General features: G+C 64.3%; 16 protein-coding genes. 13 read left to right on the top strand and 3 right to left on the bottom strand.

Annotation, left to right across the window (positions count from 1 at the left end; all coding sequences use genetic code 11):
* A partial coding sequence (locus VMA74_RS21390) for a roadblock/LC7 domain-containing protein (RefSeq protein WP_325370719.1) occupies positions 1-304 on the bottom strand: 304 nt, incomplete at its 3' end.
* Positions 305-359: 55 nt separating this feature from the next.
* On the bottom strand, positions 360-878 hold the full coding sequence (locus tag VMA74_RS21385; protein ID WP_325370718.1) for a roadblock/LC7 domain-containing protein: 519 nt from the start codon (positions 876-878) through the stop codon (positions 360-362).
* 238 nt (positions 879-1,116) lie between these two features.
* Between VMA74_RS21385 and VMA74_RS21380 the strand changes: the two genes are divergently transcribed.
* Together VMA74_RS21380 and VMA74_RS21375 are read left to right on the top strand one after the other, a co-directional pair.
* Complete coding sequence (locus VMA74_RS21380; RefSeq protein WP_325370716.1) at positions 1,117-1,542, top strand: prepilin-type N-terminal cleavage/methylation domain-containing protein; 426 nt, start codon at positions 1,117-1,119, stop codon at positions 1,540-1,542.
* Between the two features lie 294 nt (positions 1,543-1,836).
* Positions 1,837-4,221: a winged helix-turn-helix domain-containing protein gene (locus tag VMA74_RS21375; RefSeq protein WP_325370714.1), complete on the top strand. Its 2,385-nt coding sequence runs from the start codon at positions 1,837-1,839 to the stop codon at positions 4,219-4,221.
* A 181-nt stretch (positions 4,222-4,402) separates the two neighbouring features.
* Here the strand turns inward: VMA74_RS21375 and VMA74_RS21370 are convergent, their stop codons facing one another.
* Entirely contained in the window at positions 4,403-4,588 is a 186-nt protein-coding gene (locus VMA74_RS21370; RefSeq protein ID WP_325370712.1) for a hypothetical protein, read from the bottom strand.
* A gap of 260 nt (positions 4,589-4,848) precedes the next feature.
* On the opposite strand from VMA74_RS21370, the gene VMA74_RS21365 reads away from it, so the two are divergent.
* The 11 genes from VMA74_RS21365 to VMA74_RS21315 all read left to right on the top strand — a co-directional run bounded on the left by VMA74_RS21365 (position 4,849) and on the right by VMA74_RS21315 (position 15,990).
* Positions 4,849-5,223 (top strand): hypothetical protein, encoded by a 375-nt coding sequence (locus tag VMA74_RS21365; RefSeq protein WP_325370711.1) that lies wholly within the window; start codon positions 4,849-4,851, stop codon positions 5,221-5,223.
* 48 nt (positions 5,224-5,271) lie between these two features.
* A complete protein-coding gene (locus tag VMA74_RS21360; protein WP_325370709.1) occupies positions 5,272-5,496 on the top strand; it encodes a hypothetical protein in 225 nt (74 codons plus the stop codon).
* A 207-nt stretch (positions 5,497-5,703) separates the two neighbouring features.
* Positions 5,704-7,356, top strand: coding sequence for a PQQ-dependent sugar dehydrogenase (locus VMA74_RS21355; protein WP_325370708.1), 1,653 nt, complete (start codon positions 5,704-5,706; stop codon positions 7,354-7,356).
* Between the two features lie 184 nt (positions 7,357-7,540).
* The gene (locus tag VMA74_RS21350) at positions 7,541-8,944 is read left to right on the top strand and encodes a nodulation protein NfeD (RefSeq protein ID WP_325370707.1); all 1,404 of its coding nucleotides are present in this window, start codon (positions 7,541-7,543) and stop codon (positions 8,942-8,944) included.
* Complete coding sequence (locus tag VMA74_RS21345; protein ID WP_325370705.1) at positions 8,941-9,690, top strand: slipin family protein; 750 nt, start codon at positions 8,941-8,943, stop codon at positions 9,688-9,690. Before VMA74_RS21350 ends, VMA74_RS21345 begins: the two co-directional genes overlap by 4 nt.
* Positions 9,691-9,788: 98 nt before the next feature.
* Positions 9,789-9,950 (top strand): hypothetical protein, encoded by a 162-nt coding sequence (locus tag VMA74_RS21340; RefSeq protein ID WP_325370704.1) that lies wholly within the window; start codon positions 9,789-9,791, stop codon positions 9,948-9,950.
* 141 nt (positions 9,951-10,091) lie between these two features.
* Complete coding sequence (gene folC, locus VMA74_RS21335) at positions 10,092-11,366, top strand: bifunctional tetrahydrofolate synthase/dihydrofolate synthase (RefSeq protein WP_325370703.1); 1,275 nt, start codon at positions 10,092-10,094, stop codon at positions 11,364-11,366.
* A gap of 691 nt (positions 11,367-12,057) precedes the next feature.
* Positions 12,058-13,011, top strand: coding sequence for an SPOR domain-containing protein (locus VMA74_RS21330; RefSeq protein WP_325370701.1), 954 nt, complete (start codon positions 12,058-12,060; stop codon positions 13,009-13,011).
* Positions 13,012-13,040: 29 nt separating this feature from the next.
* Complete coding sequence (locus tag VMA74_RS21325; protein WP_325370700.1) at positions 13,041-13,643, top strand: CvpA family protein; 603 nt, start codon at positions 13,041-13,043, stop codon at positions 13,641-13,643.
* Between the two features lie 7 nt (positions 13,644-13,650).
* On the top strand, positions 13,651-15,126 hold the full coding sequence (purF, locus tag VMA74_RS21320) for an amidophosphoribosyltransferase (RefSeq protein ID WP_325370698.1): 1,476 nt from the start codon (positions 13,651-13,653) through the stop codon (positions 15,124-15,126).
* Between the two features lie 54 nt (positions 15,127-15,180).
* The gene (locus tag VMA74_RS21315) at positions 15,181-15,990 is read left to right on the top strand and encodes a ferritin-like domain-containing protein (RefSeq protein WP_325370696.1); all 810 of its coding nucleotides are present in this window, start codon (positions 15,181-15,183) and stop codon (positions 15,988-15,990) included.
* The last annotated feature ends 92 nt before the right edge of the window (positions 15,991-16,082 follow it).

The following is a 16,082-nucleotide window of genomic DNA, read 5'->3' as shown; positions in this document are numbered from 1 at the left end:
GGTTCGACTTCTGGCGATCGATGATCACGTACACGAACACATGCTTGTTGGTCGACAGCGGGCGGATCAGGTGGTACTGGCGCTCCAGGCTGACCAGGATGTCCTCGATCGTGTCGTTGAGTTTCAGTGCGTTGGCCACCTTGCGCTTGGCGCGTACCACCTCGGCGTTGCCGGCGGCGGCCAGTTCCAGGTCGATGCTGGCCAGGCTGTCGCCGGCCATCAGCATGCCGCTGTCGTCATCAACCAGGGCGCTGGCGATGTAACCGTCGATGTTGCGCAGCGTTTCAAGGCTCAGATGGCTCATGCAGGGGGTCCTTGCGTAAGAGGGAAGGGGTTGGGCGAAGGCGGGAGTGCTGCGTTTACGCCAGGCGCTGCAGCTGCATGGAAAGGCGCGTGGCCAGGTCCAGCGCAACGCGGCGCGACAGCGCCAGCAGGATGTTGTGTCCCACGCCGATGGCCAGCGAAAGCGGATGACGCGGATCGGCAATGCGCACGATGATGCAGGTGTAGTGCTCCATCGACACCACGGTGGACTGGCAGCTGCCGCCGGCCAACTCGCGCGCCAGCGATTCGCACAGGCCCAGCAGCGAGCCGGTCATGGCGGCGATGCGGTTGCCATCCTGCGCGATGGTCGAATGCATGCTGATCAGCCGCGCATCGGCGGTGGCCACCACGGCCAGGCTGATTTCGGGGTATTGCTGGCAAAGTTCGGCCAGCTCACGGTCGCAAATGGCGCGGAGCTGTGCCAGCCGCCGGAAGGCGGTATGGGCTACAAGGGATTCGTGCATGCGTTTCAACCAGGCGGTGGCGTGATCGTAATGAAGCGTGACCGGCGCGAAAGTACCGCTTGCGTGCGCCCGTATGTGCAGGATGAGCATGATCGCCTTGCCGCCCGTCCACGGCCATCGCCTTTGCGGCTCGATTAGCTGTCACTTAGGGCCTGCGATGGCGGAAATGCCGCAAAAAAACACCGCTGCATGTCCCGCCGTGACAGAGATTGGGCTGCGTCATGCCATGGTTCCCCTGGTTATATCGACCTACGATCCATGACAACCGAAATCGGGCAGACAATCGCCAACCGATGCCGTTGGGAAAGTCGCGAAGAAAGGATTTTGCATGATGAACACGATGCGCGCGCGAAGCGGCTTCACGTTGATCGAGCTGGTGGTGGTGATTATCATCGCCGCCATCCTGGCCATGATCGCGATGAATGCCTACGGCAATTACCTGGCCCGTGCGGAGGTACAGGCGGCGAAGACGGATTTGACTGCATTGGCGCGCGATCTTGAAAACCAATTGCAGCACAATCTGGTTTACAGCACCCGTGCGCACACGACGATGAGCGCCAGCGACATTGTCCGCGCTTACCCAGGCTGGCACCCGTCGCAAGCCAAGCATTTCACCTACACCCTCGAAGCGTGGCCCACGCGATTTACCTTGAAAGCGCAAGGGATGGGTGGCTCGCTTTCGACGTGCATACTGGAACTGACCGAGAGCGATATGCCTTTCATATCCGGGTGCGGTGCAGTGACGACCTGGTGAGCGCGACGCGTGCTGCTTGCTCTTTGCCGCGACAGGGATTCGTTGCCCCGGTGAACGCCGAGGCTCGTAATCCCATGGCTGTCATTCCCGCGAAAGCGGGAATCCATTTGCCCTGATGCAAAAAGCCATGCCAGTTAAAACCGGGATTTCATCCCGGCCGACACGTTGCTGACGACGGCGATACTTGCTCACTGTTGCCGCAAAAGGCAGCCGCGGCACCCTGCATGCCGTCACCATCCGCCTGTCACCAGGCATGTATCATCCCCGGAAATGGGGTCGGTGCAGACAAGAGTCATGACGGGAAAGGGGGCGACTGTTTTTCGTTTCGGGGAATTCCAGCTCAACCCGCTGGCGCGCGAACTGAGCCGTCACGGCGAACCGGTCGAACTGGCGGCGAGTGCGTTTGATTGCCTGGTCTATCTGATCGAGCACCGCGAGCGTCCGGTGGGCAAGGACGAGTTGATTTCCGCCGTGTGGGGACGCGCGGATGTCAGTGACAACCTGCTTGCGCAGACCATCGTGCGTTTGCGACGCGCGCTCGGCGACGCAGGCATGGAACAGCGCTGCATCAAGACCGTGGCGCGCGTGGGCTACCGCTGGATGCTGGAGACGCAAGTGCTGCAGCAGGCCGCGCCCGATTCCGTCGGGGCGGCCGCGTCCGAACAAGCCATGCAAACGCAGGCTGTTGCCCCTAGCCAGCCGTCATCACCGCCGCTACTGCGCCGCTCCTTGCTGGCCGCGCTGCTTTTCACGCTGTTGTTTGCCTTCGTGTATGCCGGCTGGCAATGGCTCGGCGGCAGGGTGGCCAAGGCAGGCTTTTCATTCGATCGCAGTGCGGCGATCGTGCTGCCGGTCGAGGTGCAGGCGCCGGACGATTGGCAATGGCTGCACCTGGGCATGATGGACATGATCGCGAACCGCCTGCGCGACGCGAAGATTCCGACCGAAAGCAGCCAGGAAGCGCTGGAGCTGATCAAGGACAGCGGCGGCGATGCGGGCGCGAACCTTTCCTCGTTTGCCCTGGTGGTGCATTCGCGCGCCGTGCTGTCGGGCGATGGCTGGCACATCCACCTGGATGCCAACGCCAAGGACGGTCGCAAATGGAGCGCCGAATCCACGGCCGGCGACGTGCTGGCGGCAGTGCGCGCGGCCAGCGATCTGCTGCTGGCGCAGCTCGGTTATGGCGGCGGCATGGCATCGCCCGCCCGCGGCGATGCGATGGAGGAGTTCATGCAGCGCGTCGACGCCACGCGCCTCGCCGGCCAGCCGCAGTTGGCGAAGGCGTTGCTGGAGAAAGCGCCGCCGGCAATGCGCAACGACCCTGAGCTGACGTATGCCTCGGCATCGATCGACTGCGATGAAGGCCGCACCGATGCCTGCCAGCAACAGCTCGAAGCGTTGCTGCAGCGCTTGCCCGAAGACCGGCAGCCGGTGTTGCGCGGCCAGGTGCTGACGGTGCTTGGGCAAATCTATCTGGGCCAACATCGCAACGCGGACAGCGAAGCAGCGCTGGCGCAGGCGGTGCACATGCTGGAAGACGTACGCCGTGCGCACGGACCCAAGGATGTCGAGGCGCTGGCGACGGCCTATCTCGTTCGCTCCTATCTCCATACGCAGTCATGGCGGTTGGAAGAAGCCACCTCGGATCTGGGCCGTGCGCGCGTCAACTACACCCTGGCCGGCGACCTCGTCGGCGTGGCCAAGGCGGATCAGGCGATGGGCGCACTTGCGCTGCGCCGCGCGCAACCCGACGCTGCCGAGATCTTGCTGCGGCATGCGTACGATCAGTTCGTCGGCATGGGCATGCGTTCGATGCTGCCGTCCATCCTGGACGCGCTGGCTTATGCGCAGCAGATGCTGCTGCAGTTTCCCGATGAACTGCGCACCACGGACCGCTTCTGGCCGCTGGAGGAAAAGAGCAAGGATTTCGGCTTCATCGGCGACGACATGCGCCATGAGTTGACGATGGTGCGCGCCGCGGCGCTGGCCGATAACGGGCGTACGGCCGAAGCATCGGTGCTGTTCCGGCAGGTGCTCGATCAAACCGACGCTGCCAAGGAGCCGGGGCTGCGCGCCGAAGTCGACAAAGGGCTGGCACGCCTGGCCCTGGACCGCGGCGACTACGACCATGCCGCCGCGTTCGCCGCCGATGCGCTTACCCCCACGTTACAGGAAGACGACCAGCGCGATTACGCCGAAACCTGGCTGATGCGCATTTCAGCGCTGCAGCGCGCCGGCAAGAACGACCAGGCCAAGCATGAGATCGCCGCCATGCTGGCGTGGCATGCGCAACTGCCGATCCAGAACGACTGGACGAATGTCTACGTGCTTCGTGCCCAGGCCGCGCAGGCGTGGATCGATGGCGAGCACGACCAGGCGCTCGAGCAACTCAAGCAGGCGCTGGCGTTGGCGGACAAGCTGGGTGTGCCGGACGTGATCGTCAGCGCCGGCAAGGCTTATGCGCTGGCGCTGCTGGCGGCGGGACACCTGGATCAGGCGGTGGCGGTCAGCGGCCGGCTTTCGTCCTGGAGGCAGACCGATTGGCGCGCAGCGTGGGTCGAGGCGCGCGTGTACCAGGCGCTGGGGCAGAACGATGCCTGGCAGAAGTCGCACGACATGGCGCAGCATTTGGCCGGCGACCGGCCGCTGCCGGCGGTTTCCGCTGCGTTTGAATTCTGAGCCGCAAAACACAAGGCAAAAAAAGAGGCGCGGCGGTGAAAGGCGGACTCTCACTGCCAGCGCCATCAGTCTGGAAGGACTGTGAAGGGTGGATGTCCGATGACTATAAAGCGGCGGTCTGCGCGTGAGACATTCCTGATCGCGCCAAAAGGCTGTCAAATCGGGCCGATATTTTTTTCGATCACGGCACGGCGGCGTGCTGTTCTTCCAGCATGGTGATCTTGCGCAGGCTTGCCGCAGCTTCCAGGGCGACGCGCCGCGGCCAGCTGTCCTCGATGTGCTCGGCAACCAGGCATGGTTCCCCGGCGCGGCATTGGGGACAGGAAAGGTTGTGCAGCATCAGATCTTCGACTACCGAGAGGGTCATGGCAGTTCCCCTTTGTGTGGCGTGCGAAGCCTCGCCGGCGGCGAGGGTCTGATTGGCTATCGGCGAGCGGGTGGGCGACTTGAGTGGCCGGCAGTTTCGACCTCAAGCATGCACTCATCCAGATCCGTCGCCCGGGCGTTGGCCGGGGCGACGGATCAAGGGCCGATAAACATTGCGCCGGGCGCGCGTCTGCGATGAAAACAGGCACGACCTATGCATGAATCCATGCATTCATGACGTACATGCGCAGGTGCCCGCCCATGACAACGAAGCGTTTGGAAGAACTGGCGCGCGAAGGCCTTTCCCTCGTGCTGTGGCTTTCCGCGGTGATGCTGAACATGGCATCGGTGATGTGGCTGGGTTTTCAGGGGCTGCAGTGGCTGCATGACGGGCATTGGACCCGGCAACCGCCGGTGATGGCCTGGATACACGGGGTTTGCCCGGGCGCCTGCGATGTCGTGAACAACCCGCATTCCTGGTACGGCGCTGCCAAGCTGGTCCGTTTTCTTTACGACGTGCCGTCCGGCCTTGCGCTGGCGCTGATCGGCATCGCGCTCGGCGTACTCAGCGTGTCAGTTTCTGACCACCGGCCGTCGGCGCCCAGGGTCATCACACGGGGGATCGGGGCGCGCTGACGGTTGCAGGTACACTTGCCGCCTCACGCACCCACCGGCAAGGCACGCATGAGTTCCGATCAGCAATTGGGCGAGTACCGCGGCATCAAGTTCATGCACGAAAGCGACGGGGGCGCCGAGGTGCGCAGCGGCGTCATCTATTTTCCGGAAGACCCGCAGCATCACACCGTGGCCAGCGGCGGCGGTGCGCGATGGGAAGCCGAAGCACGCGGCCTGATCGACCACTACTTTCGTGAAATCGACGTGGAGCCCGACGACGATTCGGAAGCGTAGGCCGGGATGAAATCCCGGCATCGCCATGCCCACACATGTCGGAGTTCCATCCCGACCCAGGTCACGGAATGAGGGAATCGGCAAATTTCCCGTAGCATCGTGCATGCCCCTGTGACGACAATAGTCTGACAATTGTCGGCACTCGCGCCCGTTCGGCCAGCGAAGGGCGCAAGCGACCTTGGTTCTTGCGATCAGAGGCAGCAGCGCATGGCGAAGCAGTTCGTTTGGTCAGCAGCATTTCGCGCAGTACCGTTGGTTCTTGCCGGTTGCTTGGTGGTGGCGACGGCGAATGCCGCCGACAGCTTCCACGATGCGCCGGCTGACGCCTCATCGGTGCGCAATCCGTATCACGGCCAGGCAGCGGCTGCGCATGCAGGCGGCCAGTTGTATGCCGCCGATTGCGCCAGTTGCCATGGCGGCACGGGGCAGGGCGCCGGCAATATTCCCGCCTTGCGGCAAGGCCCCGCGCAACAGGCGACGGAAGGTGCGTTGTTCTGGTTCATCACCAAGGGCTCGGTGGCCAACGGCATGCCGTCCTGGGCCAGCCTCTCCGAGCCACAGCGCTGGCAGATCGTGACGTATCTGAAAACGCTGCCGACGGTGACGTCGGCGACGGCGGAAACGGCGGCCATCCACTCACCGATCGACACCCCGCCACCGACCCCGCCGTTCACGGATTTTCGTTATGAAAAACCAGGCAGGTCACGCAAGATCACGGTGAACGATCTGCCGCCGCCTTACGCTACGCGTTCGGCCGGCAACGGACCGGAGATCGTGCCGCGTCCCGACGGCGTCTTGCCCGAGGCGCCGGCCGGTTTCAAGGTCAATCTGTTTGCGGAAGGCTTGCATACGCCGCGCGTGATTCGCACGGCGCCCAATGGCGACATCTTCGTGGCCGAAAGCGGCAACGGCCAGATCCGCATCTATCGCGGCATGACGGCGGATGGAAAACCGGCGCAAACCGCCGTGTTCGCGACGGGTTTGAACCGGCCGTACGGCATCGCCTTCTATCCGGTGGGACCGAACCCGCAATGGGTGTACGTGGGCGATACGGATGCGGTGCTGCGCTTCCCTTATCGCAATGGCGACCTCAAGGCGCGCGGCGCTGCGGAACACATCGCCGACTTGCCGCATGGCGGCGGCCACTGGACGCGCGACGTGGCGTTTTCGCTCGACAACAAGACGATGTTCGTGGCGGTGGGCTCGGCCTCCAATATCAATGATCCGGACACGTCGCCGGCCGAGAAAAATCGCGCGGACATTCTTGCGTTCGATCCGGACGGCTCCCATCAGCGCGTGTATGCCTGGGGCATCCGCAATCCTTCCGGCATTGCGATCGATCCGGACAGCGGACAACTGTGGACCACCGTCAACGAACGCGATGGCCTGGGCGACAACCTCGTGCCGGATTACATCACCTCCGTGCGCGAAGGCGGTTTCTACGGATGGCCGTGGTGGTACATGGGCGGCCATCAGGACCCGCGCCACGCAGGCAAGCATCCGGAGTTGAAAGACAAAGTGATCACGCCCGACGTGCTGCTGCAGCCGCATAACGCATCGCTGCAGATCACCTTCTACGAAGCCAAGCGTTTCCCCAGCGAATACCAGGGCGATCTGTTCGCCGCCGAGCACGGTTCCTGGAACAAAGCCACACGCGTGGGTTACGAGGTGATCCGCATTCCGCGTCATCACACCGGCAAGGCGAGCGGGGCATACGAGGATTTCCTTACCGGTTTTGTGTTGCCGGACGGACGCGTGTGGGGGCGGCCGGTGAGCCTTACGACGGCGCCGGATGGTTCGTTGCTGGTAACGGATGATGGATCGGATTCGATCTGGCGGGTGGATTACGTGGGGCAGTAGGCGGGAATCGTCCATCGGGAATCGTTAGAGCGGGTCTTCGCAAGTTTGTCGGCGCCGCTCTTACGATTCCCGATTTCCCATTGACGCCCCGGCCCACCCAGCGCACGCATCCCCAAACACATCAGCGTAATATCCCTCCCACAGCCGCCACGCACGGCGGCTGCGCCGGCCGAGGGCCAATGCCATGTCACGGAAAGGCTGGATCGTGTGGGGAGCCATCCTGGGCGCCGCGTTGGCGCTGGCATGGACGCGCCCAACCGTGGCAGCGCCGGCTGCCGGACGCTTTGTTGCACGCATCGAATTGAACGGCCCGATCGGCCCGGCCGCTGCCGAATACGTGGATGACACCATCCAGCGTGCGACCGATGACGGCGCCCAAGCGATCGTGCTGCAAATGGATACGCCAGGTGGTTTGCTGGATTCCATGCACGACATCATCGGCGACATTCTCGCGGCGAAGATTCCGGTATTGGGCTATGTGGCGCCCAGCGGTGCGCGCGCCGCCTCGGCCGGTACGTACATTCTTTATGCATGCCCGATCGCGGCGATGGCGCCGGCCACGCATCTGGGCGCCGCCACGCCGGTGACCTTGGGTGGCAGCTCGCCGATGCCATCGCCGTTGAACAACGGCGCACCGTCATCGAGCAAGTCGAGCGACAAGGCCGGCGGCAGTGCCGAAGATGCCGAAAGCCACAAGATTCTCAACGACGCCATCGCCACCATCCGCGCGCTGGCGCAAATGCACGGGCGCAACGCCGCGTGGGCGGAGCAGGCGGTACGCGGCGCGGCCACGCTCACTGCGAGCGAAGCGGTTGCGCAGCATGTGGTCGACTTCATCGCGCCGGACACCGAGGCGCTGCTCGCGCAGGCGGACGGCCGCACCGTGCACGTCGATGGCGGCACGCTCACGCTCGCCTTGCGCGGCCTGCCGGTGCGCGACTATCCGCCGGATTGGCGCGTGCGTTTTCTCGGCATCATCACCAATCCCACCATCGCCTACGTGTTGCTGCTGGCGGGTATCTACGGGCTGATTCTGGAAGCCTTCCATCCTGGCTCGTTCTATCCGGGCGTCACCGGCGGCATCTGCCTGTTGATCGGCCTGTATGCCTTGCAATTGCTGCCCGTGAACTACGCCGGGCTGACGCTGATGGCGCTGGGCATTGCGCTGTTGCTGGCGGAAGTATTCATACCGACGGCGGGCGTGCTGGGCGTGGGCGGCGTGATCGCTTTCGTGATCGGTTCGATCATGCTGTTCCATGCCGGCGTGCCGGGTTATGCGGTGAACCTGGGTTTGATTGCCGGCATCGCGTTCTGCGCCATGGTGATACTGGCGATGTTGCTGCGGCTGGTGATGCGCGCCCGCCGCACCCGCGCCTTCAACACCGAAGAACAGATGCTGCAGAGCACGGGCGAATTGCTGGAGGCCGTCGCGCCGGGCGGAGAAGGCTGGGCGCGCATCGGCGGCGAACGTTGGCGCGTGCACAGCGATGCGCCGCTGCCGGCCGGTGCACGAGTGCAAGTAATCGGCCGCCAAGGCTTGCTGTTGCAAGTAGCGGCACGCGGAATGGACAAAGGAGAATCTTCATGATCGGTTTTGCTGGCGTCATCGTGCTTTTCGTGATTGCGCTGTTGTCGTCGTCGATCAGGGTGTTGCCGGAATACCAGCGTGGCGTGGTGCTGACGCTGGGCCGTTACACCGGCACCAAAGGGCCGGGCCTGGTGATCCTGATACCGGTGGTGCAGCGCATGACGCGCGTGGACCTGCGCGTGACGGTGATGGACGTGCCGCCGCAGGATGTGATCTCGCGCGACAACGTATCGGTACGCGTGAATGCGGTGGTGTATTTCCGCGTGATGGAGCCGGACAAGTCGGTGCTGAAAGTGGAGAACTTCTACCAGGCCACCAGCCAGCTCGCGCAGACCCGCTTGCGTTCGGTGCTGGGCCAGCACGAACTGGACGAAATTCTTTCGCAGCGCGATTCCATCAACCACAGCCTGCAGCAGATCCTCGACGAAGCGACCGACCCGTGGGGCATCAAGATCACCAACGTCGAGATCAAGGATGTGGACCTCAACGAAACCATGGTGCGCGCGATTGCCCGCCAGGCCGAAGCCGAACGCGAGCGCCGCGCCAAGGTGATCCACGCCGACGGCGAACTGCAGGCATCGGAAAAACTGCGCGACGCGGCGGCCATGCTGGCGCAGCAACCGCAAGCCTTGCAGCTGCGCTATCTGCAGACCTTGGCGAGCATGTCGAGCACCGGGCAATCCAGCACCATCGTGTTTCCGCTGCCGCTGGATTTGTTGAAGCCGTTGCTCGGCAAGGGCACATGACGTCTGTCAGATTCGACACCTGACGCCTGCGCCTGCCGCCGCGGCTGGCCAGGGCGGATGATCCTTTCCGCACCAACGGGAGTGCGGGAGGACAAGCCATGAACACCATCAACGACACACGCAGCACGCTCGACAAGTACATGCCTTGGTTGCTGGCGCTGTTGGCCGCTTTCCTGGCCGGCAAGGCGTTGAAGCGCATGTTCTGGACGATGTTCGCCATGTACTGGGCATTCCACGCGACCGGCATGCATCTTTTCTGATGCCGTCGGCTGGGATGAAATCCCAGCATTGCCATGCAAACAAATGCTGGGGTTTCGTTCCAGTACGAAACTTACGATTGACGATTTACGACCTGCGATTGCCTTCTGCTATCTTGCGCGAGCTTTAAACAGGAGCCGCGCGTGAAATTCGCTACCCTTGCCGAATGGCTGGATTACCAACAACATGTCCATGACCTGGGCATCGACATGGGCTTGGATCGCGTGCGCGCCGTGTGGCAACGCATGGGGGCGCCTGCCATTGCGCGGTGCGTGATCACGGTAGGCGGCACCAATGGCAAGGGTTCCACCGCAGCGTTTCTGGAAGCCATGCTGGCCGCCGCAGGACAGCGCGTCGGCTGCTATACCTCGCCGCATCTCATTCGCTACAACGAGCGCATCCGCATCGCCGGCATCGATGCGGACGATGCGATGCTGATCGAGAGTTTCGAACGCATCGAGCTGGCGCGCGGCGACATCAGCCTGACCTATTTCGAATTCGGCACGCTGGCCGCGCTCGATCTGTTCGCGCGCGCGGAACTGGATACCGCCGTGCTGGAAGTAGGGCTCGGCGGGCGCCTGGACGCAGTCAACATCATCGATGCCGATGCGGTGATCGTCACCACGGTGGATCTGGATCACGTGGAATGGCTGGGGCCGGATCGCGACAGCATTGGCCGCGAGAAAGCCGGCATCGCGCGCCGCGACCGGCCTGCCATCGTGGGTGAAAACGAACCGCCGCAAGGTTTGCTGGAAGCGCTAACCAAGCAGGGCGCCCACATCGAGCGCGCCGGGCTGGATTTCTATGTGGAGCGCGAGGCCAGCCGCTGGCGCTGGCATCATCGCGATGGCACCGTGCTGGACCTGCCCGCGCCCGAACTCGCGGCACCGGTGCAATACGCGAATGCCTCCGCCGCCATCGCCGCCTTGCACGCGCTGCAAGCGGTCAAGCCGGTCGAGCTGGAACGCATCGCTGCGCTGGGCATGCACTTCCCGCGCGCACCGGCGCGCTTGCAATGGCTGGGCGGCGAGCCGGCGCTGATCGTCGACGTCGGCCACAACCCACAGGCGGCGCGAGCGCTGGCGGCGTGGCTGGATACGCAGCCCGGCGGCCGTGTGCATGCCGTGTATGGCGCGCTATCGGACAAGGACGTGGGCGGCGTGATGGCCGCGCTGGGATCGCGCATTGCGCACTGGCATCTGGCGAGCCTGGATCAGGATACGCCGCGCGGGCTTTCCGCCGACGTGCTGGCTGGCGTGCTCCGGCATGCGTTGCCGCGCGCGCACGCCGATACACACGCCAATGTGCAGCAGGCGCTCGCCGCCGCACGGGCGTCGGCGCGCCGCGGCGAGCGCATTCTTGCGTTCGGTTCGTTTTTTGTGGCGTCGGCGGTGTTGAGCCATCATCGCGATGCTTGATGCCGCTCCAGTAGGCGTGAATCGCGCACTCGCCAGGATACGTTCCCTCCCTGCGAAGTAGAGCCTGCCCCGGACTTGATCCGGGGGGAGGGCTAGGGTCAATGCTTCGAACTTAAGCCTAATGACACTAACTTAAGCCAAGAAGCTTGTTGTTCGCGGTGATCTGCTCCCTCCCCTGCAAGCAGGGGAGGGGACGTATCCTGGCGAGCGAGAGGTACACGCTATCGAGGCGTGTAGGTTAGTGGTGAGCGTATGCGAACCCCAACGTCGCCATGCACATGGATCGCGATGTTGGGGTTCGCTGCGCTCACCGCCAACGATTCGGAGCATGGGGGCTAGGGTGGGGTGCGAGCGGAGCGAGCAGTGGGGATCCGACGTCGTCGTCATGCGCTTCCTGCGATTCGGTTGCATGCTAAAGCCCAAGCAACCCCACCCCGACCCTCCCCTACTGCCGCAGGGGAGGGAGCAGATCGCTGAGAACAACAAACGTCTTGGCCTGAGTCAGCGGCGTAGGCTGGGATGACAATCCCAGCATCGGCATGCGTGCCAAAGCCAAGGATGCGATGGTCATCGTGTTCACGCACCCATTATTTCGCGCCGCTGCGATCATGGAACACCATTTGTCATATCCCCCAGCACGGGCAGGTATAATCCGCCGCGTCACGCACAAGCTGGTTGTCTGGAGTCCATCTTGAATACACGTCTGTTGGGAGCTGCCGTACTCGTTGCGTTGGCCATCCTGTTCGTGCCGATGATGTTTTCGAGCAAGGCGCCCTCGACCGCCAGCACCGATCAATCGGTGAGCCTGGCGATTCCTGCCGCACCGGATCGCGATCTCAAGACCCAGACAATGAGCCTGTCCGGCTCAGGCCCCGCCACAGCAGGCAGCGCCATGCCGGCGCCGGCCAGCACGGCGGCGAACGTGCCCGGCATGACGCCGGTGAACACCGCCGCCAGCAACGCAAACCCGCCACCGCCAGCCCCCGCACCGCAGCCTTCGCAGCCGCTCATTCCGGCCCTGCCGCCGAAGACCGCCGCGACGAAGCGGCCGGCCACGCCACCTCCGGCGCCATCGCCGGCTGCGCCGGTCATCCCGGATACGCCGCCGGCCACCGCGGCGCGCGGTATCTATGCCGTCAACCTCAGCGCCTATGGCACCGCCGAAGGCGCCAACCGCCTGGTGCAAAAGGTGCGCGCCATGGGTTATCCGGTGCGCAGCCAGCCGATCCGGCGCGCCGGCAAGACGCTGACCCTGGTCAGCGCCGGCCCGTTCGAGACCCGCGCACAGGCCGAGGCCGCACGCTTGAAGATCAGCCAGACCATTCCCGGCGTGCCGGCCCGCCTGGAAAGCGGCGCCACCACGCCGCAAGGCGATGTGCCGGCACCGGCCGCGGGCGCGCCGGTGAGGGCGGGCGCCTGGGCCGTGCAGGTGGCGGCGATGGGCAGCCAGGCCGATGCCCTGGCGCTGCGCGACAAGTTGCGTGCCAACGGCTTCGACGGTTTCGTGGATTCGGTGAACGCGGGCGGCCGCCAGCTGTGGCGCGTGCGCGCCGGCCCGCAGACCCAGCGCAGCGATGCGGTGTCGCTGCGCGACCAGATCAAGGCCAAGCTGGGCCTGGACGGCAACGTCGTCAGCGCCAACTAACTTTAAACCGGCCGGAAGCGACCTATTACATGAACGCGGTTGACCTGATCATCATCGCGGTATTGGTGTTGTCGGTCCTTGTAGGTCTGTGGCGCGGCCTCATATCCGAGGTGCTGGCGCTGGCGACCTGGATCGCCGCGTTCTGGGTGGCATGGACGTACGGTCCGGCGGTATCGGCACACTTCGAGCATTCGATCCAGACGCCGATCTTGCGTGTGCTGCTCGGTTACGGTTTGTGTTTCATCGCCGTGCTGATTGTCGGCGCCCTGGTACGCTTCGCCATCCGGACGCTGGTGGACAGCACGGGTTTGGGCGGCACGGATCGCCTGCTTGGAATGATTTTCGGGTTTGCGCGCGGCGTGCTGCTGGTGACGCTGATCGTGTTCCTGGTCAACCAGACCGGTTTCGCGCGCGAACCGCTGTGGCGGCAAGCGGCGCTGCTGCCGCAGTTCGAAAGCATGGCGGTATGGCTGGAAAGCGAAATGCCGCCGAACGTGCGCGAGCACCTGCACCCGGAGAATTTTCCGGTGCACCTACCTGACGTGTTGCCGAAGGGAATCACGGCGCACAGTTCCTCTTCACCGGCTGCCGCTGCGAGCGCGGCCGGCACCACGCATCACACTAACGGGTAGCAACAGCATGTGCGGAATCATTGGCATAGTCGGTACCACCGAGGTGGCATCGGCGCTTTATGACGGCCTGACCGTCCTGCAACACCGCGGGCAGGATGCGGCGGGTATCGCCACCGTGGACGGCGCGCGGCTGCGACTGCACAAGGACAACGGCCTGGTGCGCGACGTGTTCAACCAGACCGCCATGAACCGGCTGCGCGGCCGCGTGGGCATCGGGCATTGCCGCTATCCCACCGCCGGCTCCGAAGGCGCCACCGAGGCACAGCCGCTGTATGTGAATTCGCCGTACGGCATCGCCATCGTGCACAACGGCAACCTGGTGAACACCGAAACGCTGCGGCGCGAGATGTTCGAGGACGATCGCCGCCACATCAACACCGATTCGGATTCCGAAGTGCTGCTCAACGTGCTGGCGCACGAGTTGCAGATCCAGGATCGCATGGCGTTGACCCCGGACCACATCTTCAAGGCCGTGGCCGGCGTGCACGCGCGCGCGCGCGGCGGCTATGCCTGCCTGGCGCTGCTGCTGGGCTACGGCCTGCTGGCGTTCCGCGATCCGAACGGCATTCGCCCGCTGGTGCTGGGCGAGCGCATCACCTCGGAAGGCCGCGAATACGCGCTCGCTTCCGAATCGGTGGCGCTGGACATCCTCGGCTTCAAGCGCCTGCGTGACGTGGCGCCGGGCGAGGCGGTGTTCATCACCAACGACGGCCAGCTGCATACCCGCCTGTGCGCCGAAGGTGCGGTGCATGCGCCGTGCATCTTCGAGTACGTGTACCTGGCGCGTCCCGATTCGATGATCGAGAACGTATCGGTGTACAAGGCGCGCCTGCGCATGGGCCAGAAGCTGGCGGAGAAAATCCTGCGCGAGCGGCCCGACCACGGCATCGATGCGGTCATACCCATTCCCGACACCGCGCGCACCGCGGCCAGTGCGCTGGCCGAAATGCTCGGCGTGCCGTTCCGCGAGGGCTTCGTCAAGAACCGCTACATCGGCCGCACCTTCATCATGCCGGGGCAGGGCGAACGCGTGAAATCCGTGCGCCGCAAGCTCAATCCGGTGGAGTTGGAATTCCGCAAGAAGAACGTGCTGCTGGTGGACGACTCCATCGTGCGCGGCACCACCTCGCGGCAGATCATCCAGATGGCGCGCGATGCCGGCGCCAGGCACGTGTACTTCGCCTCCGCCGCACCGCCGGTGCGCTATCCGAACGTGTACGGCATCGACATGCCCGCCGCGTCGGAACTGGTCGCCGCCGGCCATAGCGAAAAGGAAGTGGAGAAAATGCTCGGCGCCGATTGGCTGATCTATCAGGACCTGAAGGATTTGATCTGGGCGGTGCAGGATGGCAACGAAGCCCTCAAGCATTTCGATACCTCGTGCTTCTCCGGCGAATACATTACCGGCCTGGACCAGCATTACCTGGAACAGATCGAGATGCTGCGCTCGGATGATGCGAAGGCGGCGCGGCGTAGCGCGTAACGGCGATTCGTCGCCCCGCCATGGGCCGGGGCGACGAAGCAAGGCATGCACGCCATGACCGACCTCCACACCGCCGCCAAGCGCTGCCTCGACGCCACCGATCCCGCCGAGAAACTGCGCCTCACGCACGCAACCTGGGATGCCCTGCAAAGCGGCCAGCTGCGTGCCGAGGCGACATCTCCCGCACCAGACCCCATCGGCACACCCGGCCGCCCGGCGCTCCCGCGACTCGTACCGCAACGCCAGGTGCCGCACCGCGGGCTGGGTACGCCCGACGGCCGCGCCGCACTCGTGCACGCCGTGGCGCACATCGAATTCAACGCCATCAACCTCGCCTGGGACGCGGTCTACCGCTTCCGCCACATGCCGCCGGATTACTACTGCGACTGGGCCAGTTGCGCCAACGACGAGGCGCGCCACTTCGCCATGCTGTCCAACCGCCTCGCCGAACTCGGCTACAAGTACGGCGATTTCGATGCGCATAACGGACTGTGGGAAATGGCCGAGAAAACCGCGCATCACGACACCGCGCGCATGGCGCTGGTGCCGCGCGTACTGGAAGCGCGCGGCCTCGACGTCACGCCCGGCATGATCGAACGCCTGCGCAGCGTCGGCGACGAAAACACCATCGCCATCCTGGAAGTGATCCTGCGCGAAGAGGTCGCGCACGTGGCCGCCGGCACGCGCTGGTTCAAATGGTGCTGCGAACGCGACGGTGTCGACCCCCGCGAAACCTTTCTCGACTTCGTGCGCGATTACATGGGGCGCAATTTACGCGGGCCATTCAACCGACCGGCGCGCCTGCAAGCCGGGTTTGATCAGGTGGAGCTGGACCATCTCACCAAGCTGGCGCTTGCTTCGTAGCATGGCATTACACTGCGCCCCATCGGTTGACATGTAAACATTTTTGTTTACAATTTTTTTCGGGCATCTACTGCAAGGAAGCGCAGTGAAGC

The organism is Dyella sp., from assembly GCF_035508675.1.
GTDB lineage: Bacteria > Pseudomonadota > Gammaproteobacteria > Xanthomonadales > Rhodanobacteraceae > Dyella_B.
The sequence above is the reverse complement of the archived record's forward strand: the minus strand, read 5'-3'. Positions and strand labels throughout refer to the sequence as shown.